Source organism: Phaeobacter sp. CAU 1743 (assembly GCF_039839315.1).
GTDB lineage: Bacteria > Pseudomonadota > Alphaproteobacteria > Rhodobacterales > Rhodobacteraceae > Phycobacter > Phycobacter gallaeciensis_A.
Window position 1 is genome coordinate 1 of the sequence record NZ_JBDOQR010000030.1, and the last position, 24,819, is coordinate 24,819.

Annotated in this window: 27 protein-coding genes; 15 read left to right on the top strand and 12 right to left on the bottom strand. The window is 61.9% G+C overall.

What is annotated here, in order from left to right:
- The first annotated feature begins 364 nt into the window (after positions 1 to 364).
- The 3 genes from AAFO90_RS12815 (at position 365) to AAFO90_RS12825 (ending at position 2,892) form a co-directional block, all read left to right on the top strand.
- Positions 365 to 1,651, top strand: a complete 1,287-nt coding sequence (locus tag AAFO90_RS12815) for a lipoprotein-releasing ABC transporter permease subunit (protein WP_347509643.1) — start codon at positions 365 to 367, stop codon at positions 1,649 to 1,651.
- Entirely contained in the window at positions 1,644 to 2,354 is a 711-nt protein-coding gene (locus AAFO90_RS12820) for an ABC transporter ATP-binding protein (protein ID WP_347509644.1), read from the top strand. The genes AAFO90_RS12815 and AAFO90_RS12820 overlap by 8 nt, the downstream gene beginning before the upstream one ends.
- A gap of 124 nt (positions 2,355 to 2,478) precedes the next feature.
- A complete protein-coding gene (locus AAFO90_RS12825; protein WP_347509645.1) occupies positions 2,479 to 2,892 on the top strand; it encodes a cytochrome c in 414 nt (137 codons plus the stop codon).
- A gap of 15 nt (positions 2,893 to 2,907) precedes the next feature.
- Here the strand turns inward: AAFO90_RS12825 and AAFO90_RS12830 are convergent, their stop codons facing one another.
- From AAFO90_RS12830 to parE, 4 genes are all read right to left on the bottom strand, one after another.
- Positions 2,908 to 3,588, bottom strand: coding sequence for a hypothetical protein (locus AAFO90_RS12830; protein WP_347509646.1), 681 nt, complete (start codon positions 3,586 to 3,588; stop codon positions 2,908 to 2,910).
- A gap of 53 nt (positions 3,589 to 3,641) precedes the next feature.
- A complete protein-coding gene (locus AAFO90_RS12835) occupies positions 3,642 to 4,058 on the bottom strand; it encodes a PaaI family thioesterase (RefSeq protein ID WP_347509647.1) in 417 nt (138 codons plus the stop codon).
- A gap of 730 nt (positions 4,059 to 4,788) precedes the next feature.
- Positions 4,789 to 5,094, bottom strand: coding sequence for a hypothetical protein (locus AAFO90_RS12840; RefSeq protein ID WP_347509648.1), 306 nt, complete (start codon positions 5,092 to 5,094; stop codon positions 4,789 to 4,791).
- A gap of 40 nt (positions 5,095 to 5,134) precedes the next feature.
- Positions 5,135 to 7,093, bottom strand: a complete 1,959-nt coding sequence (parE, locus tag AAFO90_RS12845; protein ID WP_274835703.1) for a DNA topoisomerase IV subunit B — start codon at positions 7,091 to 7,093, stop codon at positions 5,135 to 5,137.
- 146 nt (positions 7,094 to 7,239) lie between these two features.
- On the opposite strand from parE, the gene AAFO90_RS12850 reads away from it, so the two are divergent.
- Both AAFO90_RS12850 and AAFO90_RS12855 read left to right on the top strand, forming a co-directional pair.
- Positions 7,240 to 8,655, top strand: a complete 1,416-nt coding sequence (locus AAFO90_RS12850) for a pyridoxal-dependent decarboxylase (protein WP_347509649.1) — start codon at positions 7,240 to 7,242, stop codon at positions 8,653 to 8,655.
- 76 nt (positions 8,656 to 8,731) lie between these two features.
- Positions 8,732 to 9,340: a peroxidase-related enzyme gene (locus AAFO90_RS12855; RefSeq protein WP_274838488.1), complete on the top strand. Its 609-nt coding sequence runs from the start codon at positions 8,732 to 8,734 to the stop codon at positions 9,338 to 9,340.
- A gap of 46 nt (positions 9,341 to 9,386) precedes the next feature.
- On the opposite strand, the gene AAFO90_RS12860 is transcribed toward AAFO90_RS12855, so the two are convergent.
- Positions 9,387 to 10,265, bottom strand: coding sequence for an alpha/beta hydrolase (locus AAFO90_RS12860; protein WP_347509650.1), 879 nt, complete (start codon positions 10,263 to 10,265; stop codon positions 9,387 to 9,389).
- Between the two features lie 165 nt (positions 10,266 to 10,430).
- On the opposite strand from AAFO90_RS12860, the gene ppk2 reads away from it, so the two are divergent.
- From ppk2 to AAFO90_RS12875, 3 genes are all read left to right on the top strand, one after another.
- Positions 10,431 to 11,369, top strand: a complete 939-nt coding sequence (gene ppk2 / locus AAFO90_RS12865; protein ID WP_274828388.1) for a polyphosphate kinase 2 — start codon at positions 10,431 to 10,433, stop codon at positions 11,367 to 11,369.
- 73 nt (positions 11,370 to 11,442) lie between these two features.
- The gene (locus AAFO90_RS12870; protein ID WP_347509651.1) at positions 11,443 to 12,096 is read left to right on the top strand and encodes a DUF1007 family protein; all 654 of its coding nucleotides are present in this window, start codon (positions 11,443 to 11,445) and stop codon (positions 12,094 to 12,096) included.
- A gap of 1 nt (position 12,097) precedes the next feature.
- Entirely contained in the window at positions 12,098 to 13,054 is a 957-nt protein-coding gene (locus AAFO90_RS12875; RefSeq protein ID WP_347509652.1) for a hypothetical protein, read from the top strand.
- A 64-nt stretch (positions 13,055 to 13,118) separates the two neighbouring features.
- Here AAFO90_RS12875 and AAFO90_RS12880 read toward each other — a convergent pair whose 3' ends face one another.
- A complete protein-coding gene (locus AAFO90_RS12880; protein WP_347509653.1) occupies positions 13,119 to 14,411 on the bottom strand; it encodes a dienelactone hydrolase family protein in 1,293 nt (430 codons plus the stop codon).
- 203 nt (positions 14,412 to 14,614) lie between these two features.
- On the opposite strand from AAFO90_RS12880, the gene AAFO90_RS12885 reads away from it, so the two are divergent.
- On the top strand, positions 14,615 to 15,967 hold the full coding sequence (locus tag AAFO90_RS12885; protein ID WP_347509654.1) for an MATE family efflux transporter: 1,353 nt from the start codon (positions 14,615 to 14,617) through the stop codon (positions 15,965 to 15,967).
- Between the two features lie 31 nt (positions 15,968 to 15,998).
- On the opposite strand, the gene AAFO90_RS12890 is transcribed toward AAFO90_RS12885, so the two are convergent.
- Positions 15,999 to 16,409: a hypothetical protein gene (locus AAFO90_RS12890; protein WP_065270725.1), complete on the bottom strand. Its 411-nt coding sequence runs from the start codon at positions 16,407 to 16,409 to the stop codon at positions 15,999 to 16,001.
- 16 nt (positions 16,410 to 16,425) lie between these two features.
- Entirely contained in the window at positions 16,426 to 17,628 is a 1,203-nt protein-coding gene (locus AAFO90_RS12895; RefSeq protein ID WP_347509655.1) for a pyridoxal phosphate-dependent aminotransferase, read from the bottom strand.
- Positions 17,629 to 17,728: 100 nt separating this feature from the next.
- Here AAFO90_RS12895 and AAFO90_RS12900 point away from each other — a divergent pair, with 100 nt between their 5' ends.
- The 3 genes from AAFO90_RS12900 (at position 17,729) to AAFO90_RS12910 (ending at position 18,992) form a co-directional block, all read left to right on the top strand.
- Positions 17,729 to 18,127 (top strand): helix-turn-helix domain-containing protein, encoded by a 399-nt coding sequence (locus tag AAFO90_RS12900; protein ID WP_274828393.1) that lies wholly within the window; start codon positions 17,729 to 17,731, stop codon positions 18,125 to 18,127.
- A 16-nt stretch (positions 18,128 to 18,143) separates the two neighbouring features.
- On the top strand, positions 18,144 to 18,416 hold the full coding sequence (locus tag AAFO90_RS12905; protein WP_274838493.1) for a succinate dehydrogenase assembly factor 2: 273 nt from the start codon (positions 18,144 to 18,146) through the stop codon (positions 18,414 to 18,416).
- A 78-nt stretch (positions 18,417 to 18,494) separates the two neighbouring features.
- Entirely contained in the window at positions 18,495 to 18,992 is a 498-nt protein-coding gene (locus AAFO90_RS12910; protein ID WP_197492335.1) for a winged helix DNA-binding protein, read from the top strand.
- A gap of 448 nt (positions 18,993 to 19,440) precedes the next feature.
- Here AAFO90_RS12910 and AAFO90_RS12915 read toward each other — a convergent pair whose 3' ends face one another.
- The 3 genes from AAFO90_RS12915 to AAFO90_RS12925 all read right to left on the bottom strand — a co-directional run bounded on the left by AAFO90_RS12915 (position 19,441) and on the right by AAFO90_RS12925 (position 22,420).
- Positions 19,441 to 19,869, bottom strand: a complete 429-nt coding sequence (locus AAFO90_RS12915; protein ID WP_065270720.1) for a VOC family protein — start codon at positions 19,867 to 19,869, stop codon at positions 19,441 to 19,443.
- Positions 19,870 to 19,941: 72 nt separating this feature from the next.
- Positions 19,942 to 21,366 (bottom strand): surface lipoprotein assembly modifier, encoded by a 1,425-nt coding sequence (locus AAFO90_RS12920; protein ID WP_347509656.1) that lies wholly within the window; start codon positions 21,364 to 21,366, stop codon positions 19,942 to 19,944.
- Between the two features lie 7 nt (positions 21,367 to 21,373).
- A complete protein-coding gene (locus tag AAFO90_RS12925; RefSeq protein ID WP_347509657.1) occupies positions 21,374 to 22,420 on the bottom strand; it encodes a hypothetical protein in 1,047 nt (348 codons plus the stop codon).
- Between the two features lie 247 nt (positions 22,421 to 22,667).
- On the opposite strand from AAFO90_RS12925, the gene AAFO90_RS12930 reads away from it, so the two are divergent.
- Both AAFO90_RS12930 and AAFO90_RS12935 read left to right on the top strand, forming a co-directional pair.
- On the top strand, positions 22,668 to 23,501 hold the full coding sequence (locus tag AAFO90_RS12930; protein ID WP_347509658.1) for a thymidylate synthase: 834 nt from the start codon (positions 22,668 to 22,670) through the stop codon (positions 23,499 to 23,501).
- A gap of 14 nt (positions 23,502 to 23,515) precedes the next feature.
- Positions 23,516 to 23,992, top strand: a complete 477-nt coding sequence (locus AAFO90_RS12935) for a dihydrofolate reductase (protein WP_274835692.1) — start codon at positions 23,516 to 23,518, stop codon at positions 23,990 to 23,992.
- A 58-nt stretch (positions 23,993 to 24,050) separates the two neighbouring features.
- Here AAFO90_RS12935 and AAFO90_RS12940 read toward each other — a convergent pair whose 3' ends face one another.
- A complete protein-coding gene (locus AAFO90_RS12940) occupies positions 24,051 to 24,257 on the bottom strand; it encodes a cold-shock protein (RefSeq protein WP_065270715.1) in 207 nt (68 codons plus the stop codon).
- A 220-nt stretch (positions 24,258 to 24,477) separates the two neighbouring features.
- Here AAFO90_RS12940 and AAFO90_RS12945 point away from each other — a divergent pair, with 220 nt between their 5' ends.
- Positions 24,478 to 24,795: an ArsC/Spx/MgsR family protein gene (locus AAFO90_RS12945; RefSeq protein WP_347509660.1), complete on the top strand. Its 318-nt coding sequence runs from the start codon at positions 24,478 to 24,480 to the stop codon at positions 24,793 to 24,795.
- Positions 24,796 to 24,819 lie beyond the last annotated feature (24 nt).

A 24,819-nucleotide genomic window follows, 5' to 3' on the forward strand; every position in this document is an offset into this window, starting at 1 on the left:
TCTGTTTCTTCTTCATCGACTGGCGTAGCGCAGGAAAGGCGGGCTGTTTGGGCATCGGCGGGCATCCTTCAAGGTCCCGCTCAGTCTACCGCAACACGCTAAGAGCACGAGGTTTTTCAGACTTTCCTTGAATATATACAATCAGATGAATCGCCAATTTGCACAATCTTAAGTAGAATTACGTAAGTGGGGGGCGAGCATCTCTTGGTGGCTTCCCGAGTGAGAGCAGGGGACCCGCCGCCGCGCGGAACCGTCGCGAGATGGCCAGCCACGAAACCAAAACCGCCTTGGCAATGCAGCCTTGCCTTGACCCTGCACGCCGGACAGCACAGGTTGTCCGCAAATCTCCCGGGCAGGACCACACATGGCCACGACACCTCCGCCGTTTTCACGTTTTGAATGGATGATCGCCTGGCGCTACCTGCGTGCGCGCAGGGCCGAGGGCGGCGTCAGCGTGATGACCTGGATCAGCCTGATCGGGATCACTCTGGCGGTGTTCGCACTGATCGCCACGCTGGCTGTGCGTTCGGGGTTCAGGTCGGAATTCGTCGGCACCATCCTGGGCGCCAATGCGCATGTGACGCTCTATTCTCATGGGCAGGTCACGGCAGAGGGCAATATCGACCGGACCTTGGAAGACTACACCGAGATGGCCGCAGCAGCATCGCAGGTGCCCGGTGTGATCCGCGCCGCGCCGCTGATCAAAGGGCAGGTGATGGCCAACCTGCGCCAGCGCAATGCCGGGGTCGAGGTCTTTGGTATCGCTGCCGCGGATCTGGAGGCCATTCCCGGCGTCGCCCAAAGCGAGGAAAGCCTTGGCGATCTGGAGCGGTTCGGGGATGGCGTGGCGATCGGGTCCGGCGTGGCGCGCGAGTTAGGCGTCAGTGTCGGCGACCGGATCAAGCTGATCTCTCCCAATGGGGTCAAAACCCCCTTTGGTACCAGCCCGCGCATCAACGCCTATGAGGTGGTCTATATCTTCACGGCAGGGCGCTATGACATCGACCGCACCCGGCTTTATATGCCGTTTGACGCGGCGCAGGCGTTCTTCAACCGTGAAGGCGTGGCTGACGAGATCGAGGTCATGGTGGCTGACCCGGAAAAGGTCGATCTATTGGTGCTGCCGCTGCTGCGCGCGGCGGGACAGGGGATCGGGGCCTGGACCTGGCGCGATGCCTCTGGCGGGTTCCTGCGCGCGCTGGAGGTGGAGGACAACGTGATGTTCATCATCCTGTCCATTCTGGTGCTGATCGCCACGATGAACATCGTTTCGGGGCTGATCATGCTGGTCAAGAATAAGGGCCGCGATATCGGTATCCTGCGCACCATCGGCCTGAGCGAAGGATCGGTGATGCGGGTGTTCTTCATCTGTGGTGCCTTTACCGGTGTGATTGGTACACTTTGCGGTGTGGTCTTGGGCTGCCTCTTCGCGATCTATATTGATCCGATCTTCTCCTTCGTGAACTACGCGATGGGCGGCGGGGTCTGGGATCCGTCGATCCGGGGCATCTATGCGCTTCCGGCAGAGCTGAACCTGCCCGATGTGCTCTCGGCCGTTGCCCTGTCGCTTGGCCTGTCTTTCGTGGTGACGATCTTTCCGGCGCGTCGCGCGGCACGGCTGAACCCGGTGGAGGCCCTGCGCTATGAATGATCAGGTATCGCAGGCAGCCGCATTGGCGCTGGAGCTGAAAGGCATCAGCAAGTCCTATAACCGGGGCAGCGCGGCGCAGGTGGATGTGCTGCGGGGTGTCGATCTGTCCCTGAAACCGGGCGAGGTCGTGGCCCTTGTCGCGCCGTCTGGCGCAGGCAAGTCGACCCTTCTGCATATCGCCGGTCTGCTGGATACCCCGGACGAGGGCAGCCTGTGTATCGGTGGGCAGGATGTCACCGGGCTCGGCGAGCGGGCGCGCACCGGTCTGCGGCGTAGCGATGTGGGCTTTATCTACCAGTTCCACCACCTGTTGCCCGAATTCACTGCCGCAGAAAACATCGTCCTGCCGCAACTGGCCAATGGCGCCAGTCAGAAGGCGGCTCGGGCGCGTGCGGCAGAGTTGCTGGATCTTGTCGGCCTTTCGGCCCGCGCCGGGCACCGTCCGGCAGCAATGTCCGGAGGCGAGCAGCAGCGGGTTGCCTTTTGCCGGGCTCTGGCCAACCAGCCGCGTGTGCTGCTGGCGGACGAGCCGACCGGAAATCTGGATCCGGGGACGTCGGATCAGGTTTTTGGCGTCTTGATGGATCTGGTGCGCAGTTCTGGCCTGTCGGCGCTGATCGCGACCCATAACCTTGACCTTGCCGCGCGGATGGACCGGGTTCTGCATCTCGAGGACGGGGCGGTGGCGGCCGCGCCGCAATAGGCCCGCGCGCACGCGGCCCCTGTTTCTGGGTGCATCTCTGCCGCCGCCGGTTTACGCTGCAAAACCTGCCGGTTACAGTGCCCCTGACTGAGACGGTTGCGGCCAGAACGACAGGAACGATGCCATGAAGACCAAAACGATCCTTTGCATGCTGCCGCTTGTGGCCGGGCTTGCCGTGGCCTGCACCGAAATCGTCAACAGCATGCCCACCGCGCAGGAAGGACAGATCCTGTTCAATCAGAACTGCGCGCTGTGCCATGGCGAAAATGGTAATCTCGCCCAGCGTGAGACCACGCTTGATGCGCCCGACCTGCGCAAGATCAGCGCGCGCCATGACGGTGCGTTCCCGCGCGCTGCAGTGCTGTCGCAGATCGATGGCTACGGACGCGGCAAGGTCAGCGCCGAATACATGCCGGAATTCGGCGCCCTGCTGGAAGGCGAGCTGATTCCGGTTGAGGTCGAAGGCACCCTGTCGCCGACACCGCGCCCTCTCGCGGCGCTGATGACCTACCTCGAAAGCATCCAGGCCGAAGGCTGAGCCGCAGCATATGCCTCAGCTACAGATGCCGCGCAGATCGGCGCCTTTCCAGGGCAGGTAGACGTCGCTCTGGCGGCTTTGCGGCAGGTCCGAAACCGGCATCACATCCTTCAGCATGGCATGCAGCCGCTGGGTGCGGGCGCCCTGTGGCGCCAGCGCGCGGCAGCAGACGTATTCCTCGACGATGGCGCCTTGCTGTTCATAGCCATAGCTCAGGAAATCGGGGCTCTGGTCCAGTTCGAACAGATAGGGATCGGGGTTGCCGCGATGCTCGGCCGCGGCGCGCAGCGGGGTATATCCGGTGCGCGCCCGGTTCTGCCATTGCCAGACATGGGTCACCTCATGGGCCAGCAGCATCGCCTCCACCAGATACAGGCGCTCAGGATAAGCAGGCAGGTAATTCTCGGTGTACCAGTCGCGGATATAATAGATCCGGTTGAACAGCGTCACCGCTGCGGGGGAGGATGTGACGATCTCGTCCTTCACTGGCGGCAGGATACGTTCGCGGCAGGCCACGCGCGGGCGCGGTTTGCGGCGGAAGGTGGTCGCGGCCACCGGCGCACCGTCTATGATGCGTACCTTTTCCGGCTTCAGGTCGCTGCCGTGAATGTCCGACAGAAAGGCACGCTCCTGCTGCGTCAGCTCGCGCCCGCAGGAGGCGAGGATCAGGGCAATCAGGAATATACGCAGGATCATGAGGTCACGCTAGCGCAGCAAGGAAGGGCGGTATAGCCGTTTTGCGCCTCACCTCAGGCGGCAAAGAAGCTGGCGGTGGCGGTGGCGACCAGTTTGTCGCTGTCCTCTTCGCTCATCTCGGCGCGGGCAAATACCAGCGCCTTGCCTGCCCGCACCACCTGCGCCCGGCAGAGGATCGCGCTGCCCACCCCGGGGCGCAGGAATTGCGTGTGCAGATCGGTGGTTGCCAGCGGGCGCACGCCGCCCTGATGGGCAAAGGCCGCCAGCACCATCGAGGTATCGGCCAGCGCCGCCAGCGCCTGCCCCGAGACGATGCCGCCCATGCGGGCAAGGTTCGGCGTCAGCGGCATGCGCAGGGTGGTCTGTTCCGGGCTGGCCTCGGTCACGGTCAGATCCAGCGCCTGCACCCAATCGGCGAAGCCTTCGGCCAGAACGGATTGCAGATCCGCGGGGGTCATGGTGGCGGTCATTTCTGTCTCCCTGTTTTGGCCGGAGGTTAGCCGCTGCCCCGTGCGAAAGCCACGGTGATTTCAGGCTGTCTGTGGAGGAGGGAAGTCAGGATGCACCGCCTGCAAGGTGGTCCCTTGGGGCGTGGCGCGTAGCGGCGAGGCCCGCGCCTGGCCTTACATCCGGGGTTCACGCCGGATCCCGAAGGGACAAACAGTCCGGGGGACTGTTTGAGGCGTGAACGGGCGGAGCCCCACGCGTCAACGCCTTCCCCAAGATACACCGCCTGCAAGGTAGCCCCTTGGGGCGTGAGGCGTCAGCCGCACGGCCCGCGCCTGACCTTCCCCCGGGAGTTCGTCCCGGACCGCGCAGCGGCAAACAGTGCGGGACACTGTTTGGGGTAAGAACGGGCGGAGCCCATCGCTGAAACGCCTTCCCCAAGATGCAATGCCTGCAGGGTATCCCCTTGGGGCGTGGCGCGCAGCGGTACGGCCCGCGCCTGACCTTCCCCCCGGGAGTTCGTCCCGGACCGCGCAGCGGCAAACAGTGCGGGGCACTGTTTGGGGTAAGAACGGGCGGAGCCCATCGCTGAAACGCTTTCCCCAAGATGCAACGCCTGCAAGGTGGCCCCTTGGGACGTGGGGCGTTAGCCGCACGGCCCGCGCCTGACCTTCCCCCCGGGAAGGCGCTTCACGCCTCCCCAAGGTCAGGCACGGGCCTTGTGTCAGTCTTGGTGAGTTCGACGCGAGGTGCTCAGAGAAAGAGCGAGGCTAGTCCAATTGCCGCTATCACAACAAGGAGGATAATAATGCGCGTCAATTGGACACTTTCGGGGCGGACCTTGTAATAATGAGCGTGGTCAATGCTTTCTAGAATCTCACTATTTCGCTCTAGAAGTTCAATTATGCGATCCATCTGTTGGGACTGCTCCGATGATTGAGCAGACAAGGTCTCCACTTCTGATCGCAGGAGTTCAACATTGTCCGGGAGACGCTCGCGCAAGTCCACTGCCTTTTCAAGTCGGGCAATGGACTCGGAGTAATGGCTGCTGTCACCCATCGGTGCTTACCTCAATTCTGAATTGTATGAGACCAACACCTCAAACATCCAACTCCTCCACGAACTTCGCGTTCTCCTGAATATACTGGAACCGCAGTTCGGGTTTCTTGCCCATCAGACGCTCCACCAGATCGCCGGTCTCGCCCGGTTCGTCCTCGTCAATCGTCACCCGGATCAGCTTGCGGGTCTTGGGGTCCATCGTGGTCTCTTTCAGGTCCTTGGCATCCATTTCACCCAGACCCTTGAAGCGGGAGACATCGATCTTGCCCTTGCCGCCCAGACCCTTTTCCAGCCATTTGTCCCGCTCTGCCTCATCCAGGCAATAGACCCGTTTCGCGCCTTGCGTTAGGCGGAACAGGGGCGGGCAGGCGAGGTAGAGGTGACCGCCATCGATCAGCGGGCGCATCTGGGTGAAGAAGAAGGTCATCAGCAGCGAGGCGATATGCGCGCCGTCGACATCCGCATCGGTCATGATGATGATCTTGTCATAGCGCAGATCATCGAGGTTGAACTTGGTGCCAAGGCCAACCCCCAGCGCCTCGCACAGGTCGCTGATCTCCTGGTTCGATCCCAGCTTGTTAGAAGCCGCGCCCAGAACGTTCAGGATCTTACCCTTAAGCGGCAGCAACGCCTGATATTCACGGCTGCGCGCGCCCTTGCCCGAGCCACCGGCCGAGTCGCCCTCGACGATGAACAGCTCGGTGCCGCGCCGGTCTTTTGACGTACAATCGGTCAGCTTACCCGGCAGGCGCAGTTTCTTGGTGGCGCTCTTGCGCTGGGTCTCTTTCTCCTGCTTGCGGCGCAGGCGCTCCTCGGCCCGCAGGATCAGGAAATCGAGGATGGCGCCGGCCGATTTGGTATCGGCGGCCAACCAGTTGTCAAAGTGGTCGCGGACCGAGTTTTCCACCATCTTGCTGGCGCTTTCGGTCGACAGGCGGTCCTTGGTCTGGCCGACGAATGCGGGGTCCGCGATAAAGCAGGAAACCAGCGCGCAGCCCCCGGTCATCAGGTCTTCGCGCGAGATCTGCGTGGCCTTCTTGTTGCCGACCAGCTCGCCATAGGCCTTGATGCCTTTCAGGATCGCGGCCCAGAAACCGGCGACATGGGTGCCGCCTTCAGGGGTGGGGACGGTGTTACAGTAGCTCTGGATGAAGCCGTCGCGGGCGGGCGTCCAGTTGATCGCCCATTCCACATAGCCCGGCTCGCCGAATTTTTCGCGGAACTCCACCTTGCCGCCAAAAGGCGCATCGGCATAGGTCGTGGCCTTACCCAGCACCTCGGAGAGGTAATCCCTGAGCCCGCCGGGGAAGTGGAAGGTCGCCTCGGTCGGGGTTTCACCGTCGTCGATGGCGGATTTCCAGCGGATTTCCACGCCCGAGAACAGGTAGGCCTTGGAGCGCACCAGCGTCATCAGCCGCTTGGGCTTGAAGCGGTGCGAGCCAAAGATCTGCTCATCCGCGTGGAAGGTGACCGATGTGCCGCGCCGGTTGGGGGCGGCACCGACCTTTTCAACCGGCCCCTGCGGGATCCCGCGGGAGAACCGTTGTTCGAACAGTTCCTTGTTCTTGGCCACCTGCACGACCATCAGATCAGACAGGGCGTTCACCACCGAGGAGCCAACCCCGTGCAGGCCGCCCGAGGTCTGATAGGCCTTGCCCGAGAATTTGCCGCCCGCGTGCAGGGTACAGAGGATCACCTCAAGCGCGGATTTGTCGGGAAACTTGGGGTGCGGGTCGATCGGGATGCCGCGGCCGTTGTCACGGATGGTGACCGAGTAATCGGCGTGCAGCTCGACCTCGATCCGGTTGGCATGGCCGGCGACCGCCTCGTCCATCGAGTTGTCGAGGATCTCGGCCACCATGTGGTGCAGCGCGCGTTCGTCCGTGCCGCCGATATACATGCCGGGCCGCTGGCGGACGGGTTCAAGCCCCTCCAGAACCTCGATCGAGGAGGCGTCATAGGTTTCGGCGTCAGGCGTGCTCAGGAGATCGTTGGCCATCTGTTTCGGGCTGCTCTTGGTTGCTTTTGGTTAAGGGGCATTATGGCAGGTGTCAGCGCCGCGGGGAAGAGGGCGACGGGGCCTGTGGATAACCCTGCGGCGCTGTGCCATGTAAGGAGGCAAATCGCGCGAGAGAGGGGACGGGCATGAGCAAGGGTGATGGGCTGGACCCAAAGGATTGGACCGCATTCCGTGCCGAGGCGCACCGGATGCTGGAGGCATCGCTGGACCAGCTGGAACAGATCCGTGACCGTCCCTGGCAACCGGTTCCCGGTGATCTGCCTGCGCGCTATCGGATCGGGCAGGGCGGTGATCTGGTGGGACGGATCGAGCGGGATGTATTGCCGCATCATGGCGGCAACGTGCATCCCCGGTTCTGGGGCTGGGTGCAGGGCTCTGGGATGGCCTCCGACCTGATCGCGGGCATGGCGGGCGCGGTGGTCAACGCCAATGTCGGCGGGCGCGATCATGGTGCGGTTTACATGGAGCGCGCTGTGATCGACTGGACACGCCGCCGGATGGGGATGCCAGAGGGCGCCAGTGGCGTTCTGACCACGGGCACGTCGCAGGCAACAGTGATTGCCTTTCAGGCCGCGCGGGTGCGGGCCTTGCCCGAGGTGCGCCAGACAGGGCAGGGCGCGGTGCGGCTCACGGCCTATGCAGGCGTCGGGGTGCATAATGCGACCCGCAAGGCGCTGGAGCTGATCGGGGTGGGCGCGGAGAACCTGCGGCAGGTGCCACTGGTGGACGGGCAGATGGACCCCGCGGCGCTGACCGACATGATCGCGGCGGACCGGGAAGCAGGTGCGGTTCCCGTCCTCCTTGTCGGGACTGCTGGCTCTGTGGATCTGGGCCTGTTCGACGATCTCGAATCTCTTGCGGATCTGGCAGTGGATCACGGGCTGTGGCTGCATGTGGACGGGGCCTTTGGCGCCTGGACGCGCATCGCGGCGGAGCCATGGCGCGGCCTCAGCAACGGGATCGGACGTGCCGACAGTATAGCGCTCGATTTCCATAAATGGATGTATGTGGGCTATGACTGCGGTCTGGTTTTGATCGCGGATGAGGCCGCCCATCGCGCCGCCTTTGCCGCCCGCCCAGCCTATCTGGAGGGCGGTGAACGCGGGTTGGCAGGCGGCGATCCGTGGTTCTGCGACTATGGCATCGATCTGTCACGCGGCAATCGGGGCCTCAAGGTCTGGTGCGCGCTGGAAATGCATGGTGAAGAGGCGCTTGCTGCAGCGATCACCGACAACTGCCGACTTGCGGCTCTGATGGCCGATGAGGTCGAGAAACAGCCGCGCATGGCGCTGGGCGCTGCGGTGGTGTCGAACGTCTGCGTCTTCACCGCGCGGAAGGATCTGCCTGCTGCGGAGCAAACGCGGCTTAATACTGCAATCGCCCAGGACCTGCAGGAAAGCGGCGAAGCGGTATTTTCCACCACACGCATGGGGGACCGGGTCCTGCTGCGCGCCGCGCTGACGAACCACCGCACGCGGGACGAGGATATCACTGCGGCCATTGCCGCGGTGGCGCGCCGGGCAGAACTGTCCGATTTGTGATCACTTCGTTTCGGCTTTACCTCTTTCCCCGGCGCTGCGGTTGGTTAAGCTGCCGCAAAGCAAGAGGAGAGTGCATATGGCGTGGATCAGAACCGTCCCCTTTGACGAGGCCACCGGGAAGCTGAAGAAACTTTACGACCGGGTGACCGGGCCGGGCGGTAATGTCGATAACATCATGATGGTGCACAGCCTGCGCCCGCATTCGATGGAAGGGCATATGGCGATCTACAAGAACGTCCTGCACCACACCGGCAACACCATTCCCAAGTGGTTCTTGGAGGTGCTTGGCGTCTGGATTTCTTCTCTGAATGACTGCGCCTATTGCGTCGAGCATCACTTTGCCGGGTTGCAGCGCCTGTTGCAGGACGAAGAACGCGGTCTGGCTATCCGGGCTGCGATCGAGGCGCGCGATCCCGAGGCGGCACCGCTGGAGCCTGCGCAGAAGGTTGCGATGGGCTATGCGCGCAAGCTGACCGAGGCGCCTGCGAGTGTTGAGCAATCCGACATTCAGGCGATGCGCAATGCCGGGTTTGACGATGGGGAGATCCTCGAAATCAATCAGGTCACAGCCTATTTTTCCTACGCCAACCGGACCGTTCTGGGGCTTGGCTGCTCGACCGATGGCGATGTGCTGGGCCTCAGCCCCAACAATTCGGAAGATCCGAACGACTGGGGGCACAAGTAAGCCGCGACGAGACGCAAGACAGATGCGCCTGCGATCCAGTCCCGCGTCAGACGCTTTGCTCTGACCATGTCAGGATCGCATGGCTCATCTCATCGGGTCTTTGATGGTGCAGCCAGTGATCGCAGCCCCCCAGGGTGATGCGTGTCAGGTTGGGGGCGAACTCCTCAAGCCCCTCGGTCGCTTCGGGCAAAAGGGCGCTGTCATCCGCGCCCCAGATCAGCAGGTGCGGCTGGGGAACCTGCAACCGGTTCAGCGGCAGGTCCGGCATTGGGGTCGGGCTGCCGGGCTGGGCCAGTTGCAAGGGCGAGGCTCGGTACCAGTTCACCATGCCGCGAAGGCGTCCGGGGCGGGACCATTCCACATTGTAGGCCTCCAGCCGTTCACCGCTGAGCCAGCTCATATCCATCGGGGCACCAAACAGGGCCAGTAGCTTTTCGAAATCATTGGCCATTAGATCTGCCTCCGATCCGTCGCGCCGCAGGTCCGCGATGTATTGCGAGGCGGCGGCCTGTGGTCCACCGGCAGCCAGCGCCCGCTGGAAGGGCACGGGGTGCACACCATTGGCGATGATCAGCCGCGACACCAGATTGGGTCGGAACATCGCCAGGCCATAGGCAACTGCCGCGCCCCAGTCGTGTCCCAGCACGGTGACCGGGGCGCCGGTCGTAGGGATCAGATTCGCCATGTCTGTGACCAGTCTGGAGGTGGCGTAGTCGCCTACGTCCTGCGGTGCCCAGCTTTGGCCATATCCGCGCTGATCCGGTGCGATGCAGTGAAACCTGTGGCACAGGCGTTCGGCCAGTTCCTGCCAGGCGCCGCCATATTCGGGAAACCCGTGCAGCATCAGCAGTGGCGGCAGGGCAGGGTCGCCCCAGCGGCGGACGAAAAAGGCTTTGCCGTTCAGTGTCTCGAAACCTGCCTGCATGCTGAAATCCTCCGCGCTATCAAGAACAGGCTGATGCCAGACCGCACAGGGCGCAACGATTTCGTCACGTGACACCCAATTTGCGCCGGTCCTTTGATACAGGTCAGCGCGCTCGCGCAGCAAAGCCGTTAAGCTGGCGGCAAATGTGATTGTAAGGAGTTCCATATGTCCACACCCCCCGCACAGCCAGTTCCCGCAGGGCCAGCCGCCGCGAACACCAGCACCCCCCAGCCAGGCGCTACGCCGCGCCCGCCCGCGCCTGAGGAAATCCGCCGCGCCTTTGAGAGTGGCAAGTATCCCTATGCCCGCAAAATGGCCCGCAAAGCCTATGAAGAAGAGAAGGCAAAGCTGCAGGCGGAGCTTCTGAAGGTGCAGCACTGGGCGCTGGAGACAGGGGAAAAGTTCGTCATGCTGTTCGAAGGGCGTGATGCGGCGGGCAAGGGCGGCACGATCAAACGCTTTACCGAGCACCTGAACCCCCGCCATGCACGCGTCGTGGCGCTGAACAAGCCGACCGACGAAGAGCGCGGGCAATGGTATTTCCAACGCTACCTGCAACACCTGCCCACCAGCGGCGAGATCGTGCTTTATGACCGCTCCTGGTACAATCGCGCCGGGGTCGAGCGGGTGATGGGCTTTTGCGAGCCGAGCGAATATCTGGAGTTCATGCGCCAAACACCGGATCTGGAACAGATGCTGGTGCGCTCGGGTATCCGACTTTACAAATACTGGTTCTCGGTGACGCAGGACGAACAGCTGCGCCGGTTCAAATCGCGCGAGACTGATCCGCTGAAACAGTGGAAGCTGTCACCGATCGACAAGGCCTCGCTGGACAAATGGGATGACTATACCGAGGCGAAAGAGGCGATGTTCTTTTACACCGACACCGCAGATGCGCCGTGGACGGTGGTGAAATCCAACTGCAAGAAACGGGCGCGGCTGAACTGCATGCGCCATTTCCTCAGCACGCTGGATTATCCTGGAAAGGACCCTGAAATCGCCACGGCGCCGGATCCGCTGATCATCGGTCAGGCACATCATGTGATCCACCGCTCGGACCATATTCTAGGCAAGGCGCTGCACCCCAATTCCCGGCTGCGCTGACCTTTGCCGATCCACCTTGGCGCGGCGGGATGCCGTCTTGTTGGGAGCGTGGCTTGCGGCTAAACCAAAGGACATGAAAACGCTGCAAAAACGCCTTGCAGGGCCGGTCTTTGCCACCTGGGCCGCTCTTGCGCCTGCTGCTGTGCAGGCGCATCCGCATATCTTTGTGGATACCGGTCTGGCGGTGCAGATTGGCGCGGGCGGGGCGCTTGAGGCGGTCGAGGTCACTTGGGCCTATGACGAATTCTATTCGCTGCTAATTTTCGAGGATCTGGGGCTGGACCCGGATGCGGACGGCGTCCTGACCGACGATGAACTGGCGCGCCTCAAAGGCTTTGATCTCAATTGGAGCGCAGGCTATGCCGGGGACACCTACCTGACCCGGAACGACGCGTCGTTGGCCCTGACGGCGCCAGAACACCTGTCGACCGAAGTGGTGGACGGGCGGATCACCACCCGCCACCGGCGCGGACTGAAGGCGCCGGTCCCGGCGGAGGCCGTTGTGATCCGGGCCTATGATCCCACTTACTACACGGCCTATACGGTCAACCAGGGCGTGTCGGTCGGGGCAGGGTGCCGGGCCGAAATAACCGAACCGGATCTCGACCGTGCCTACACGCTGGTCGAAGAACTGCTTTACGCCATGCCTGCTGATCAAGCTGAGGCCGCCTATCCGGAGGTCGGAGAGGCCTTTGCCGATACAGTGCAGCTGATCTGCGGGGACTGAGATGCGGGTCCTTACAGCAATCGCCGCACTCGCGGTCCTTGTCATTGCGATCTGGCTTTGGGGATTTGGCGGGGCGCAGGATGTGGCGCGCTGGGCGGCCTCTGGCCAGCGCGAGGCGCAATCGGCGCTGGCGCGGGGCCTGCGGGCGCTAAAGGCCGGTCAACCGGGTGCGCTGATCTCGCTATTGTCGCTCTGTTTCGCCTACGGGTTCTTTCACGCAGCAGGGCCGGGGCACGGGAAGCTGGTGATCGGCGGCTACGGTATGGACCGCTCGGTGGCCATGGGGCGGTTGGCGGCGCTGGCGGTGGCCTCCTCGCTGGCGCAGGCGGCGACGGCGGTTGTGCTGGTCGCAGGCGGCCTGACCGTGATGGACTGGGGCCGGGAGCGCATGACCAGCATCGCAGAGGAGGTTCTGGCGCCGCTGTCCTATGGTCTGATCGCGCTGGTGGGCGTGTACCTGTTCCAGCGCGGGACGCGCCGCCTGCTGCGCGCGCGGCAAAATCCTTCTGCTGCGAAGGTGGATGGGCTGGTCGCGGCCTGTGACCATGGCCATATGCACAGCCACGACCATGATCACGATCATTCAGCAGATGCCTGCCCAAGCTGCGGTCACCGGCATGGTCCGACGTTGGAAGAGGCGGCACAGGTTCACGGGCTGCGCGATGCGCTGGCGATTATCGGCGCGGTGGCGCTGCGTCCCTGTACCGGCGCGGTGTTCCTTCTCTTGGTGACATGGCGCATGGATGTGCTACCCGCCGGGATCGCCGGGGCCTTTGCCATGGGGCTGGGCACGGCCAGTGTGACTGTGGCGGTGGCCATTGCCTCGGTCAGCCTGCGACAGGGCGCACTGGACCGGATGCAGGGGCGCGGCGCGCTGGCTCTGGCGGCGGGGCTTGAATTGCTGGCCGGAGGGGTAATCGCGCTTCTGGCAGTTCAGATCATGTTGCGGGCGATCTGATCTGTCGTTCTGATCAGCCCCGCCAGCCGGTTGCTCCGGCAGCGGGGCTTGGCTGTCTAAGTGACTATTCGCCCTTGGGCAGGGTTTCAAGAGTCAGCCCCTGCGCGGTGCGCGGTGCAAAGCCTTTCCAATAGGTATGACCGGGGCCTTCCTTGCCCGCATCGTCCGTGTCGACGACGCCATCCGCCGCGCGCGGGATCAGCTCCAGATACGCGGCTTTGTCCTCGGCGCCTTTCAGGTGCAGATCCATGAAGGCCGTGGCGAAATGCTGTGCGATATTGTTCATCCGGTTGGTGTCCCAGACCGCATCCGCATAGTGTTCAAACGGCACGAAATCGAGCGTTTCCACCGGTTGCCAGCTTTCGATCGGGGCGGGCATCGGCGCGGCGGCATTGTGGTTGGCTGCCTCAAAGGTCAGAAGATGCCGGTCGGTGTTGACCATGCCTTCGAAGATCTGCCGCATGGCGGGGTATTTCGACACATCATCGGCGCTGCCTGCCATCATCATCACTGGCTTTTCCACGCCTGCCAGCCCGGTGGCATCCCAGAACCCGGTGTTCATGCCCCAGGGACCGATGGAGATCACCGCCTTGACCCGCTCGTCCACCAGCGCCTTGTGGCTGTCCGATCCGGCCAGGTGCCGCGACAGCAGCCCGGCGGGCGTACCCCAGCTGTATTCGGTCGAGGCCTGGGTCACGCCCGCCCCGGCAAAGATCAGCGCACCGTAGCCTCCCATGGAATAGCCGATTACGCCGGTCTGCGAGACATCGGTGATGGCGCCCAGCGGGCCGTCGAGGGCGGCCATCTGATCGATAACGAACCTCTGGTCGATGGGGCGGTTCAGCAGGGTCGAGCCAAAGGCCGCCTGATCGGAGTAAGTGCTGTCGGTATGGTCGATGGAGACGGTCACATAGCCTTTGGAGGCCAGGTTTTCGCCCAGATGCGACAGTAGGAAGCGGTTGCCGGGATAGCCGTGAGAGATCACCACCAGCGGATAGCGGGTGCCGGTTGCGGGCTCTGCCGCGCGGGCGGCACGGCCCTGCAACGTGACTTCGGTCGCACCATCACGCAGGACGGTGCGATAGCTGCCGCCAGGTTCGGTGCCGGGCGCGGCCGGATACCAGACTTCGACTGTCAGAGGGCGGTCATAGATCGGCTGACTGTCGGCCGTTGTATTGAGGATGTCGTGTTGTCCAGGGTGGGTGAAGGTCAGCGTCTGTACCCCGATCGGATGGGGTCCAAAGGCCGCCAGTTCGGGCGCATCGGGGCGGATCCGGTCAATCCGGTTTTCGGCCACTGCCGCCGTGCCCGCAGCCAGTCCCGCCGCAAGTCCGATCGCTGCAATCTGTTCGCGCATAATGCTCTCCTGTTGAAACCAATGGCCCCACGGTAGCCCGTGGTCACGACATGTGTAGCGGATGTTGTGCAATTTCCGCGTGACACTGCGTCATTCGGGTTTGGCAGTGTTGGACTGGCAGCCAGGGAGGAACGTTTCAAGATGAGACGTAACCTCTTGCCAGAGGGGGCGGGTGGCCCTAATGCGAGAGCATGGAAACTGTGATGACATATCGTGCACATGCCCGGGCCGTGGCGGTTCTGGGCCTGCCCCTGATCGGCGGCCATGTGGCCCAGTTCTCGATCAACATGACCGATACCATCATGCTGGGTTGGTATGGCGTCGATGAACTGGCGGCGGTGACGCTGGCCGGATCCTGTTTCTTTGTCTTTTTCATGCTGGGGGCCGGCTTTGCCTTTGCCGTGATGCCGCTGGTGGCGGCCGCAGCAGGCGCTGGGGAAGAGCGCCAGATCCGACGCTCCACCCGCATGGGGCTGTGGCTGTCGCTGGCCTACGGCGTTCTGGCAATGCCGGTGCTGTGGTATTCCGAGCCGTTGTTGTTGATGCTGGGGCAGAAACCGGGGGTGGCGGCGGATGCCTCGGCCTATCTGCGTATTGCAGGCTGGGGGCTGTTCCCGGCGCTCCTGGTGATGGTGCTGAAATCCTATCTGGCGGCGCTGGAGCGCACGCAGGTCGTGCTTTGGGTTACGGTGCTGGCGGCTCTCGTCAATGCCGTGGTGAACTATGCGCTGATCTTTGGCCACTGGGGCGCGCCAGAGCTGGGCATTACGGGTGCGGCGATTGCCTCGGTGCTGACGCAGCTTGTGTCGCTGGTGGCAGTGCTTGCATATGCCCTGAAGGCGTTGGCCGAGCACGAGCTGATGCGTAATTTTCACCGCCCCGACTGGGAGATGTTGCGCGAGGTCTTCCGCCTTGGCGTGCCGATCGGGCTGACCAATCTCAGCGAGATCAGCCTGTTCACCGCCTCTGCGATGATGATGGGCTGGCTGGGCACGGCCACGTTGGCGGCGCATGGGATTGCGATCACGCTGTCGGGCCTCACCTTCATGGTGCACCTCGGTCTCAGCAATGCGGCGACGATCCGGTCCGGCAACGCCTATGGGCGCCGCGACTGGCCACATATGGCCCGCGGGGCGAAGGTGGTAATCGCCCTGTCGCTGGCCATGTCGGTTGCGACGATCATCCTGTTCCTGACCGCGCCGGATCCGCTGATTTCGCTGTTTCTGGGTACCGAGGATCCAGACAAACCGCAAATCCTGCTTATCGGGGCCGGGCTGTTGGCCGCGGCGGCGCTGTTTCAGCTGATGGACGGCATGCAGGTGGTGGTTCTGGGGCTGTTGCGCGGGGTGCAGGACACCGGCGTTCCGATGGTGATCGCCGCGCTCAGTTATTGGGTGGTCGGCATCCCGGCCTCCTACCTGTTCGGCTTTACCTTTGGCTGGGGCGGTGTCGGGGTCTGGTACGGGCTGGCGCTGGGGCTCAGCTGTGCCGGGTTCTTCCTGCTAATCCGGTTCTGGCGTCAGGCCGCCCATAGGGTACCTGCCGCCGCGATCTGATCAGGGCCACGGGAAACGGCGACGGGCCGGTTTAGTCCTTGCGAGATTTCATCAGCTGGTCGGCCTTCTTGCGGACCAGAACCGAGCGCAGGTCGTGCATCGCCATTAACAATGCATCCGAGACTTCATCCAGCTGTTCGTCGGTGGCCTTGCTTTGCACCCAATGGGCGGTGAGGTTCAAATGGTCCACCGCCCGGTGGATATCATCAATGTCCCGCCGCGCCAGCGTGGCAATGCGGTCGGCCATCCAGGTCTCGATTGCCTCCATGTCGCGCGCGGAAAGCTGGCGGTCCCCATGTGGGCGGATCTCGCCGTTGCGTGTGTTCACAACGGCGATCTGATCCATGTCGATCCGGCGCTGGCGGTTCTCCGTATCCACACGGAACACGAACGCCCCATTTTCGCGGACACGGAAGTAATACTCGGGCAGCGCAGCGGACATAGGCGGTCTCTCCGGTTCAGCTGAGGGTGTCGCAGAAGCTTTTGATGCGGCGGCAGGCCTCTACCAGCGCTTCGTCCGAGGTGGCGTAGCTGATGCGGAAATTCGGGGACAGACCGAATGCCGCGCCAAAGACCACGGCCACATCCTGCTCTTCCAGGAGCGCGGTGGCGAAGGCTTCGTCATCGCTGATGACGGTGCCCTTGGGCGTGGTCTTGCCAATAAGTCCGGCGATGGAGGGGTAGACGTAGAAGGCGCCTTCGGGCGTTGGGCAGGTGATCCCGTCGATATCATTCAGCGCAGCCACCACCAGATCGCGGCGGCGTTTGAAGGCGACGTTGTTTTCGGCAATGAAATCCTGCGGACCGTTCAGCGCCTCGACTGCGGCCCATTGACTGATCGAGCAGGGGTTCGAGGTGGATTGCGACTGCACCTTGCGCATGGCGGCGATCAGATGTTCGGGACCTGCGGCATAACCGATGCGCCAGCCGGTCATGGCATAAGCCTTGGACACGCCGTTGCAGGTGAGGGTCCGCTCGTAAAGGCCCGGCTCCACCTCGGCAGGGGTGCAGAATTCGAACCCGTCAAAGACCAGGTGTTCATACATGTCATCGGTCATCACCCAAACATGCGGATGGCGCATCAGGACGTCGGTCAACGCCTTCAGCTCGGCCCGGTTATAGCCCGCACCGCTGGGGTTGGAGGGCGAGTTGAAGATGAACCACTTGGTCTTCGGGGTGATTGCGGCTTCCAGCTGCTCGGGCGTCAGTTTGAAATCGCTTTCCAGCGAGGCTTCGACCGGGACCGGGGTTCCGCCAGCCAGCAGCACCATGTCGGGGTAGCTGACCCAGTAAGGCGCCGGGATGATCACCTCGTCGCCCGGGTTCAGCGTCGCCATCAGCGCATTATAAAGCGTCTGTTTGCCGCCGGTGCCGACCGAGACCTGTTTCGGGGTATAATCCAGCCCGTGATCGCGCTTCATCTTGGCGCAGATCGCCTGTTTCAGCTCGGGAATGCCGTCTGGGGCTGTGTATTTCGTCTTGCCCGCCGCGATGGCAGCGACGGCGGAGTCTTTGATGTTCTGGGGCGTGTCGAAATCCGGCTCACCGGCGCTCAGACCGATCACATCGCGCCCCTGCGCCTTCAGCTCGGCGGCAAGGGTGCTGATGGCGATCGAGGGTGACGGTTTTACGCGAGAAAGTGTTGCTGACAGAAAAGACATGGCGGAGTGGCCCCGGTTTGTATGTTGCTGTTAACTGTCATAGGGTGCGGCCAAATCGCGATCAAGCGGCATTGGCGCGTTCAATTAAGGGAGAGCCAAAATGGCCAACGATACAACAGACTGGTTCGGACCGGAGGCCGCGACGTTCGGCGACCGCGTGGCAGCTGCAAGAGAGGCGGCAGGCATGACCCAGGGCCAGCTGTCGCGGCGTCTGGGCGTCAAGAAAAGCACCCTGTCGGGCTGGGAACAGGACCTGTCCGAGCCGCGCGCCAATAAACTGTCGATGATGTCCGGCTTGCTGAACGTGTCGATGACCTGGCTGCTGACGGGCGAAGGCGACGGCATGCCCGAGCCGGGCGAGCTGGAACTGGAAGCTGGCGATTTCTCTTCCGTGCTTAGCGAGCTGCGCGAGTTGCGCGCCGAGCTGCGCGCCGGTTCGGACCGCGCTGCGCGTCTGGAAAAGAAACTGCGGAACCTGCTACAGAACGCAGCACAATAAGACGAGAGCGACTCACATGAGCGGACAGACCCCTGGGGCAGAAACACGCGAAAACCGGCTGAAGCGTTTGCAGATGCGGTCGATGCGGCGTGGAATCAAAGAGATGGATATTCTTCTGTCCGCTTATGCTGAGGCCAACCTCGCGGCCATGTCAGAGGCGGATCTCGACCTCTATGACCGGCTGCTTCATGAAAATGATCAAGATTTATATCAATGGGTTACGGGGCAGGTCCCGGCACCCGAAGCGTTTTCCGAGCTGGTTCAACACATTGCGCAAACCTATCAATAATCATAAAAATTCAGCTTAACTGATTTTTCGGAAATTGTAGGCATTCTGTCTCTCAGCAAATTCGAGTCGGAGATGCGAATGAGTATGGAATTGCCAATTGGCCAGCAGGACCGAAAAGGGTTCATGACTGGCTACCTTGAAGCACTGGCGCTGGTAGAACGTCTGCACCGGTTGTTGCTGGATGTGATCAAGGATGAATTTGAACGCGTAGGCGTTCTGGAAATCAACGCCGTCCAGGCGCTATTACTGTTCAACATCGGCGACAATGAAGTCACCGCTGGCGAACTGAAGACGCGTGGCTACTATCAAGGTAGCAACGTTAGCTACAACCTGAAAAAGCTGGTCGACATGGGATACATGCATCACCAGCGCTGCGAAATCGACCGCCGGTCGGTGCGTGTGCGTCTGACGCCGCGTGGCCGGGAAATCCGCGATATCGTGGCGGGGCTGTTCTCGCGTCACGCAGAAGGCCTGGAAGGCAAAGGTGTCATCAGCGGAGAGGGTATTGCAGACATTACCGCCTCGCTGAAACGTGTGGAGCGCTACTGGTCTGACCAGATCCGCTACATCTACTGATTTGGTGCTGGACCGTTTGGTCCAAGGCCGCTGCCATGCAGCCAGAAAGGCTGCTCGATCTACCTGTTAAGAAGACCCTAGTACGGCTGTAAAACGCAGCCAAAACCCCGACTTGAAGAATTCAAGAGTGAACCGTTTGCGACCTACAGGAGCTCAGCCGCGAGGGTGAGTGTCGCACAGGCAAGAATGCCTCAACAGATCAATACATGGCCCCAAAGGGAAACGGTGTTTAGCCAGTAAAGATCAAGGCCCCGACAGACCGAACACGGCAGGGGGCGTAAAGAGGTACACGCGCTGCCCGCAGATCACCGCGGCGCTGAGCGACAATAAAGGCGACAAAAACAGAAAAAGGCGGCCCCGGGAACGGGGCCGCCTTTTTCACGTGTTCTGTTCTGGTGTCCTGAACCGGCTCCTGTACTCTGGTCCAGCAGCCGGAGGGCTGCTGGCTTTACCAATGCCCGGAGCTTTCCATACTAGCCCAGGGCTCTGCCGGTTCCAGAGCTTCACCGTTCTGCAGCAGCTCGACCGAGATATTGTCGGGGGAACGCACAAAGGCCATGCGCCCGTCGCGCGGCGGGCGGTTGATGGTGACGCCATTGTCCATCAGGTGCTGGCACATCTCGTAAATGTTATCGACGCCATAGGCGAGATGGCCGAAATGGCGGCTGTCGCTCGGCAGTCCGTCGTCACCATCCCAGTTGTAGGTCAGCTCGATCGGGGCATCTTCCTGACCCGGAGGCGCGAGGAAGATGAGAGAGAACCGGCCTTGCTCACTGTCATAGCGGCGCGTCTCTACAAGGCCCAGAAGCTTGTAAAAGGCCATGGATTTCTCAAGGTCCTTAACGCGGACCATAGTGTGCAAATAGGTAAGGGGCATGTGATTTTCCCTGATCTGATCACGTTCGGGCCGACAGTAACCTTCAGGTCCGGAAAGTCGAGGGGGCGGGGGTCAGAAAGCCGACTGAATGCCGAAGTTCACGCCGAAGCGATGCGATTCATAGAGGCCGATATTGCTGTCGAGCTTGGATGCTGAAATGCTGACCGTCGGGTTGAAACCGTAGTAATCAATCTTGTTGAAGGTGAGCGAGACATCTGCCTGGTAGCGGTCATCGTGGCGCCCGTCCGGGCTGTGCGGGGAGACGTCATAATCCCGGATCCGCCCCCAAAGACCAAATTGCGCCGTCGCGCCGAGGATCGGCTTGCCCAGCGTCAGCTGGGTGCGCAGGCCGACCTCCTCAAATTCGTCGGGGGCATAGTTTGACGTTGCCCCGGCCACAGACAGGTTGGTCCAGAGCGTTGCGCCAGAGGGCAGCTTGAAGCTGTAGGAAAGATCTGCGCGCCAGGTGTCCTGGTCGCTGGTCGCGACACCGTCCTGAATTTCATGCGACAGGCGCGCGTTGATCCGGCGGCTGCGGTCCAGCTTGTAGCTTTGCCCGGCAGAGAGGCGCAGGAAGCGGGCGTATTCCTCACCGCCGTACCAGCTTTGCCCCAGATCGGCGGCGACGCGGAATTCGCCCCTACGGTCCAGATTGATGCCACGCAGGCCATAGCCGATCTGATAGGTGGCAAAGGCAAAGTCGTTGCCCTCGGCGCCGGGCGCCTGCGCCTTGGCTTCGGAAGAGAGGGTATAACTACGCGCATCCAATGAGAAAGCGACGTCATGCGCCCGAGTTGCGGTTTCATGGAACCGGTAGCGAGAGTGCAGGCCCACGGCGTATTCGATCCCAGAGAGCGCCATCTGGGTGCCGCCCAGTTCAAATTCGACGGGCTGTCCCAGCAGCACCTCTGCCAGTTCGTAATTCAGGAACGAGGACCGCTCGGAGGAGCCGTTGTTGATGTTGGATTCAGGAGAAACCGAAAAGGAAAACCGGTGCAGCCAGGGGGTGCTGGCGCGCAGATAGCGGAAATCGCGCACTGCGCGGCGCTCCAGCTGTTGGTCCGGGGCATGTTCCACGGCGCGGCGCAGCCAGAACTGCGCCATGGTCCGTTGCCCGCCCGAGGACAGCGCTTGCGCCATGATCAGGGCGGCTGCGTATCGGTCGCTGTCGGTCTCGGCCAGTGACCAGGCTTGTTTGGCTGTTTTTCGTGCGGTGGGATAGTCGCCCAGATCCCGCGCTGCCCGCGATTTGATGAGGAGCGCGGTGCGGTCCTCTGGGTCGCGTGAGATCAGCGCCTCTGCCAGGGCCATGGCCTGTTTTGGATTGCTGACCTTCAGGAGCTGCGTCGCCGCAGCGCGCATCTGAGCCGGGGTCAGCACCGTTTCACCCGAAGGCGCAGCCGTGGTCACGGCCCCGAAAGAGGCCGAAACCGTCGCGCAGAGCAGGACCAGTGCAGCCCTGCCCAGACCTTGGCTGAGCGGCTGAACGCGCGGCATCACAGGCTCAGTTATTGTAGACGATGAAGCCACCCGTCTCGCGGACGGAATTTGCAGCCGGGTCAAGCGAGTTTTCCAGCACTACGACGCCGACGATTTCCTCGGCATTGTCGCCCGAGACCACCGCGTAGTAATTGCCGGTTTCATAAGTCTGGCGCACGCCGTTTGGATCGACATATGTGCTTTGCAGGGTGCCTATGATTTCGCCGTTGTCATCAAGATTGTTCGGGCCGACATCGAAGATAGCAACCGGAATGCTGGATAGCGTCAGGTTCTTGTCAACGTTGATCCGGTTGATCACGTCATTGGTGATGTCATTGCCGTCTGTGTCGTAGATGGTCCGGTTGGTCAGGCTGCCCCTCACCGCATCGCCGCGCCCGCCGGTCGCCGGGTTAAAGTCGTCAAAGTCGATGGCGATCTGCACGTCGGCGGTGGTGTATTCCAATCCCGCGGCGCCGTTGTAGTCCCGTAGGCCGGCCAGGGAACCGTTGTACTGGGCCTGTCCGCTGCTGGGCAGGGTGACGGAGTTATCGCGCTGATAGACGAAGCCGCCAAAGCCATAATCGGCATAGGCGCCTGTGCGGACAATGGCGAATTTGCTGTTGCCCGATGTGCTGACGCCGTAAATCGCCCGGTGGGTAAACTGGTTGATCGGCTCGTTGTCGGTGATGTCGCTGTACTGGGCGTCGGCCTCGTAAACCGCAAAGGGGCCAAGGCTGCTGACGGCGGTGCCGCGGGCATAGGTGCCGTCGCCATCAAAGGCGAGGTTGTCGACCGAAAACGTATCGTTGTCGCTGTCATAGCTAATTTCGGTGGCGTAGCCATTGCCGATATAGGCGTCTTCGGTGCTGGTACCTTCGCGGCGGAAGATCGAGGTGTCAGCGGTCGGGGAGGGGGTCCCCGGTGGGCGGCCGTCCCCGTCGATACCGGTATCCGTTCCTGTGTCGGTGCCTGTGTCGCCGCCGTTATCAGTCGTGTCTTCGGTGAACGGATTCCCGTTGCCGCACGCCGATAGCGCAAGCGCCGCAATAAATGCGCCAGTAATCTTATTCATGATGTGCCTGCCTCTGCTCGAACTTCTGGGCGGTTTTTTCTCACAATTTGCCGCAGGTCCCAAAAAGTCAACGGATTTGCGGGATGGGGAAAACTTTGTCGGCGGGGCTGGCCTGAATGCCATAGTTCGTCTTTGGGGTGTTGGCAGCAAGCGCTGGGGCGCAAGGCCTTGGCGCGAGCCGGTGCAACGGGTATGACCAAAGGCGAAACAGCCCGGCAACCGGGCGCGGCCGGGGAGGGGACGACCTTTGCAGCAATATCACGACGCCTTGCGCCACATTCTGGAGAACGGCACCCGCAGCAGCGACCGGACCGGGACCGGGACGCTGTCCTGTTTCGGCATGCAGGCGCGCTACTCTCTGGCCGACGGCTTCCCGCTGGTCACCACCAAGAAGCTACACCTGCGCTCGATCATTCACGAACTTTTGTGGTTCCTCTCCGGGGATACCAACATCGGCTACCTGAAGGACAACGGGGTGTCGATCTGGGATGAATGGGCGGATGAGAATGGCGATCTGGGGCCGGTCTATGGCTATCAGTGGCGCCGTTTCCCGCGTCTGGATCTGGTGCCCGGAACCACGGGGGACGAAGCCCTCTATCGCGCGGGCAGTGTCGATCAGATCGCGGATCTGGTGAAGATGATCGAAACCTCGCCCGACAGCCGCCGCCTGATCGTGTCGGCCTGGAACCCGGGCGATGTGCCGGATATGGCGCTGCCGCCATGCCATACCCTGTGGCAGGTGCGGATCCTGGGCGGTAAGCTCCATCTGCAACTCTATCAGCGCTCGGCGGACATGTTCCTGGGCGTGCCGTTCAATATCGCCTCCTACGCGCTGTTGCAGGCGATGCTGGCGCATGTGACTGGCTATGAGGTCGGCGATTTTATTCACACCATGGGGGATGCGCATATCTATGCAAACCATATGGATCAGGTGCAGGAGCAGCTGTCGCGGACGCCGAAACCCCTGCCGCAGCTGCGGATCAAACGGGACGTGAAATCGATTTTCGACTTCCGCTACGAGGACTTTGAATTCCTGAACTACGATCCCGATCCGGCCATCAAGGCGCCGGTCGCGGTTTAACGGGGGCAGCAGAGATGATTACACTGATCGCGGCCCGCGCCCGAGATGGCGCCATTGGCAAGGACAACACGATACCCTGGCACGCGCCCGAGGATCTGAAGGCGTTTCAGCGTGAAACACTGGGCGGTGCCATCGTGATGGGGCGCCGGACCTGGGACAGCCTGCCGTTCAAGCCGCTGAAAAACCGCCTGAATATCGTTGTGTCATCAGATCCTGCCGCAGCGGATACCGTCTGCGCCTCGATCGGGGAGGCCATCGATATGGCCTATGCACAGGGATACCGGCGCGTCTATGGCATCGGCGGCGCCGGGATCTATGCTGCGATGATGGGGCTGGCTGATCGCCTGCTGATCACCGAAGTCGATGTTGCCGTCGAAGGCGCTGATACGTTCTTCCCCAATTTCAGCGAGGCGGATTGGAACCCGATCGGAACCACCGCCTTACGGACGGCAGATCCGGCCTGCGCTTTGGTGGAGTACCTCAGACGATAAGATGGCCCGGTGAGGTGTCGCGTGGATCGGCGTGCCGGTGCGCGCCGCCTCACCCCCGTCAGAGTTCGGTGATTTCACCGGCCATCTGTCGGCCATCGCGACCTTCAGTCAACTCGTAACCGACTTTCATATTGTCAGAGAGTCCCTTTAATCCGGAACGTTCGACCTGAGAGATGTGAACAAAGACATCCTTGCCGCCTGTGTCGGGTTCGATAAATCCGTAACCCTTTGTGTTATTGAACCATTTCACGGTGCCACTTGGCATGTTCCGTGTCTCCTTCTACCTTATACGCGCCCCGGATATTGCCAAGGCGTTCACAATTGCCTTTCTTCGGCGCCGGACAATGCTGCGTGAGGAGCTATACGGCATCCGAAAAATGTCTAGGCAAGTCCGACTGTTACATGCGTGAACAAAAAATCAAGACCAGACCTCAAAATCTTCCGTAAATTACGGGAAACGATCCAAAGCGAAAGAGAATGATACGATGCAGCTTTTTGGACTGAAGAACTGTGATACTTGCCGTAAGGCACTGAAACTCTTGCCAGAGGCTACACTGGTGGATGTCAGGGCCGATGGTGTGCCGGATGATGTTCTGGAGCGCGCCTATGCTGAATTTGAAGGCAAACTGGTCAATACGCGCTCAACCACATGGCGGGGGCTCAGCGACGCTGAACGGGAAACCCCGGCGCTTGATCTGCTGCGCGCGCATCCGGCGCTGATGAAACGGCCCCTGATCGAAATTGACGGCAAGCTGTACCTTGGCTGGGACAAGAGCGTTCAGCAGGCGCTTTTGCCCGAATAAGGTAACGAAAAACGCCATCCCCGT

Bases quoted from the DNA above. Each gene is read 5' to 3' on its own strand.
- AAFO90_RS12815 (WP_347509643.1), top strand. From the start codon at position 365: ATGGCCACGACACCTCCGCCGTTTTCACGTTTTGAATGGATGATCGCC.
- AAFO90_RS12820 (WP_347509644.1), top strand. From the start codon at position 1,644: ATGAATGATCAGGTATCGCAGGCAGCCGCATTGGCGCTGGAGCTGAAA.
- AAFO90_RS12825 (WP_347509645.1), top strand. From the start codon at position 2,479: ATGAAGACCAAAACGATCCTTTGCATGCTGCCGCTTGTGGCCGGGCTT.
- AAFO90_RS12830 (WP_347509646.1), bottom strand. From the start codon at position 3,588: ATGATCCTGCGTATATTCCTGATTGCCCTGATCCTCGCCTCCTGCGGG.
- AAFO90_RS12835 (WP_347509647.1), bottom strand. From the start codon at position 4,058: ATGACCGCCACCATGACCCCCGCGGATCTGCAATCCGTTCTGGCCGAA.
- AAFO90_RS12840 (WP_347509648.1), bottom strand. From the start codon at position 5,094: ATGGGTGACAGCAGCCATTACTCCGAGTCCATTGCCCGACTTGAAAAG.
- parE (WP_274835703.1), bottom strand. From the start codon at position 7,093: ATGGCCAACGATCTCCTGAGCACGCCTGACGCCGAAACCTATGACGCC.
- AAFO90_RS12850 (WP_347509649.1), top strand. From the start codon at position 7,240: ATGAGCAAGGGTGATGGGCTGGACCCAAAGGATTGGACCGCATTCCGT.
- AAFO90_RS12855 (WP_274838488.1), top strand. From the start codon at position 8,732: ATGGCGTGGATCAGAACCGTCCCCTTTGACGAGGCCACCGGGAAGCTG.
- AAFO90_RS12860 (WP_347509650.1), bottom strand. From the start codon at position 10,265: ATGCAGGCAGGTTTCGAGACACTGAACGGCAAAGCCTTTTTCGTCCGC.
- ppk2 (WP_274828388.1), top strand. From the start codon at position 10,431: ATGTCCACACCCCCCGCACAGCCAGTTCCCGCAGGGCCAGCCGCCGCG.
- AAFO90_RS12870 (WP_347509651.1), top strand. From the start codon at position 11,443: ATGAAAACGCTGCAAAAACGCCTTGCAGGGCCGGTCTTTGCCACCTGG.
- AAFO90_RS12875 (WP_347509652.1), top strand. From the start codon at position 12,098: ATGCGGGTCCTTACAGCAATCGCCGCACTCGCGGTCCTTGTCATTGCG.
- AAFO90_RS12880 (WP_347509653.1), bottom strand. From the start codon at position 14,411: ATGCGCGAACAGATTGCAGCGATCGGACTTGCGGCGGGACTGGCTGCG.
- AAFO90_RS12885 (WP_347509654.1), top strand. From the start codon at position 14,615: ATGACATATCGTGCACATGCCCGGGCCGTGGCGGTTCTGGGCCTGCCC.
- AAFO90_RS12890 (WP_065270725.1), bottom strand. From the start codon at position 16,409: ATGTCCGCTGCGCTGCCCGAGTATTACTTCCGTGTCCGCGAAAATGGG.
- AAFO90_RS12895 (WP_347509655.1), bottom strand. From the start codon at position 17,628: ATGTCTTTTCTGTCAGCAACACTTTCTCGCGTAAAACCGTCACCCTCG.
- AAFO90_RS12900 (WP_274828393.1), top strand. From the start codon at position 17,729: ATGGCCAACGATACAACAGACTGGTTCGGACCGGAGGCCGCGACGTTC.
- AAFO90_RS12905 (WP_274838493.1), top strand. From the start codon at position 18,144: ATGAGCGGACAGACCCCTGGGGCAGAAACACGCGAAAACCGGCTGAAG.
- AAFO90_RS12910 (WP_197492335.1), top strand. From the start codon at position 18,495: ATGAGTATGGAATTGCCAATTGGCCAGCAGGACCGAAAAGGGTTCATG.
- AAFO90_RS12915 (WP_065270720.1), bottom strand. From the start codon at position 19,869: ATGCCCCTTACCTATTTGCACACTATGGTCCGCGTTAAGGACCTTGAG.
- AAFO90_RS12920 (WP_347509656.1), bottom strand. From the start codon at position 21,366: ATGCCGCGCGTTCAGCCGCTCAGCCAAGGTCTGGGCAGGGCTGCACTG.
- AAFO90_RS12925 (WP_347509657.1), bottom strand. From the start codon at position 22,420: ATGAATAAGATTACTGGCGCATTTATTGCGGCGCTTGCGCTATCGGCG.
- AAFO90_RS12935 (WP_274835692.1), top strand. From the start codon at position 23,516: ATGATTACACTGATCGCGGCCCGCGCCCGAGATGGCGCCATTGGCAAG.
- AAFO90_RS12940 (WP_065270715.1), bottom strand. From the start codon at position 24,257: ATGCCAAGTGGCACCGTGAAATGGTTCAATAACACAAAGGGTTACGGA.
- AAFO90_RS12945 (WP_347509660.1), top strand. From the start codon at position 24,478: ATGCAGCTTTTTGGACTGAAGAACTGTGATACTTGCCGTAAGGCACTG.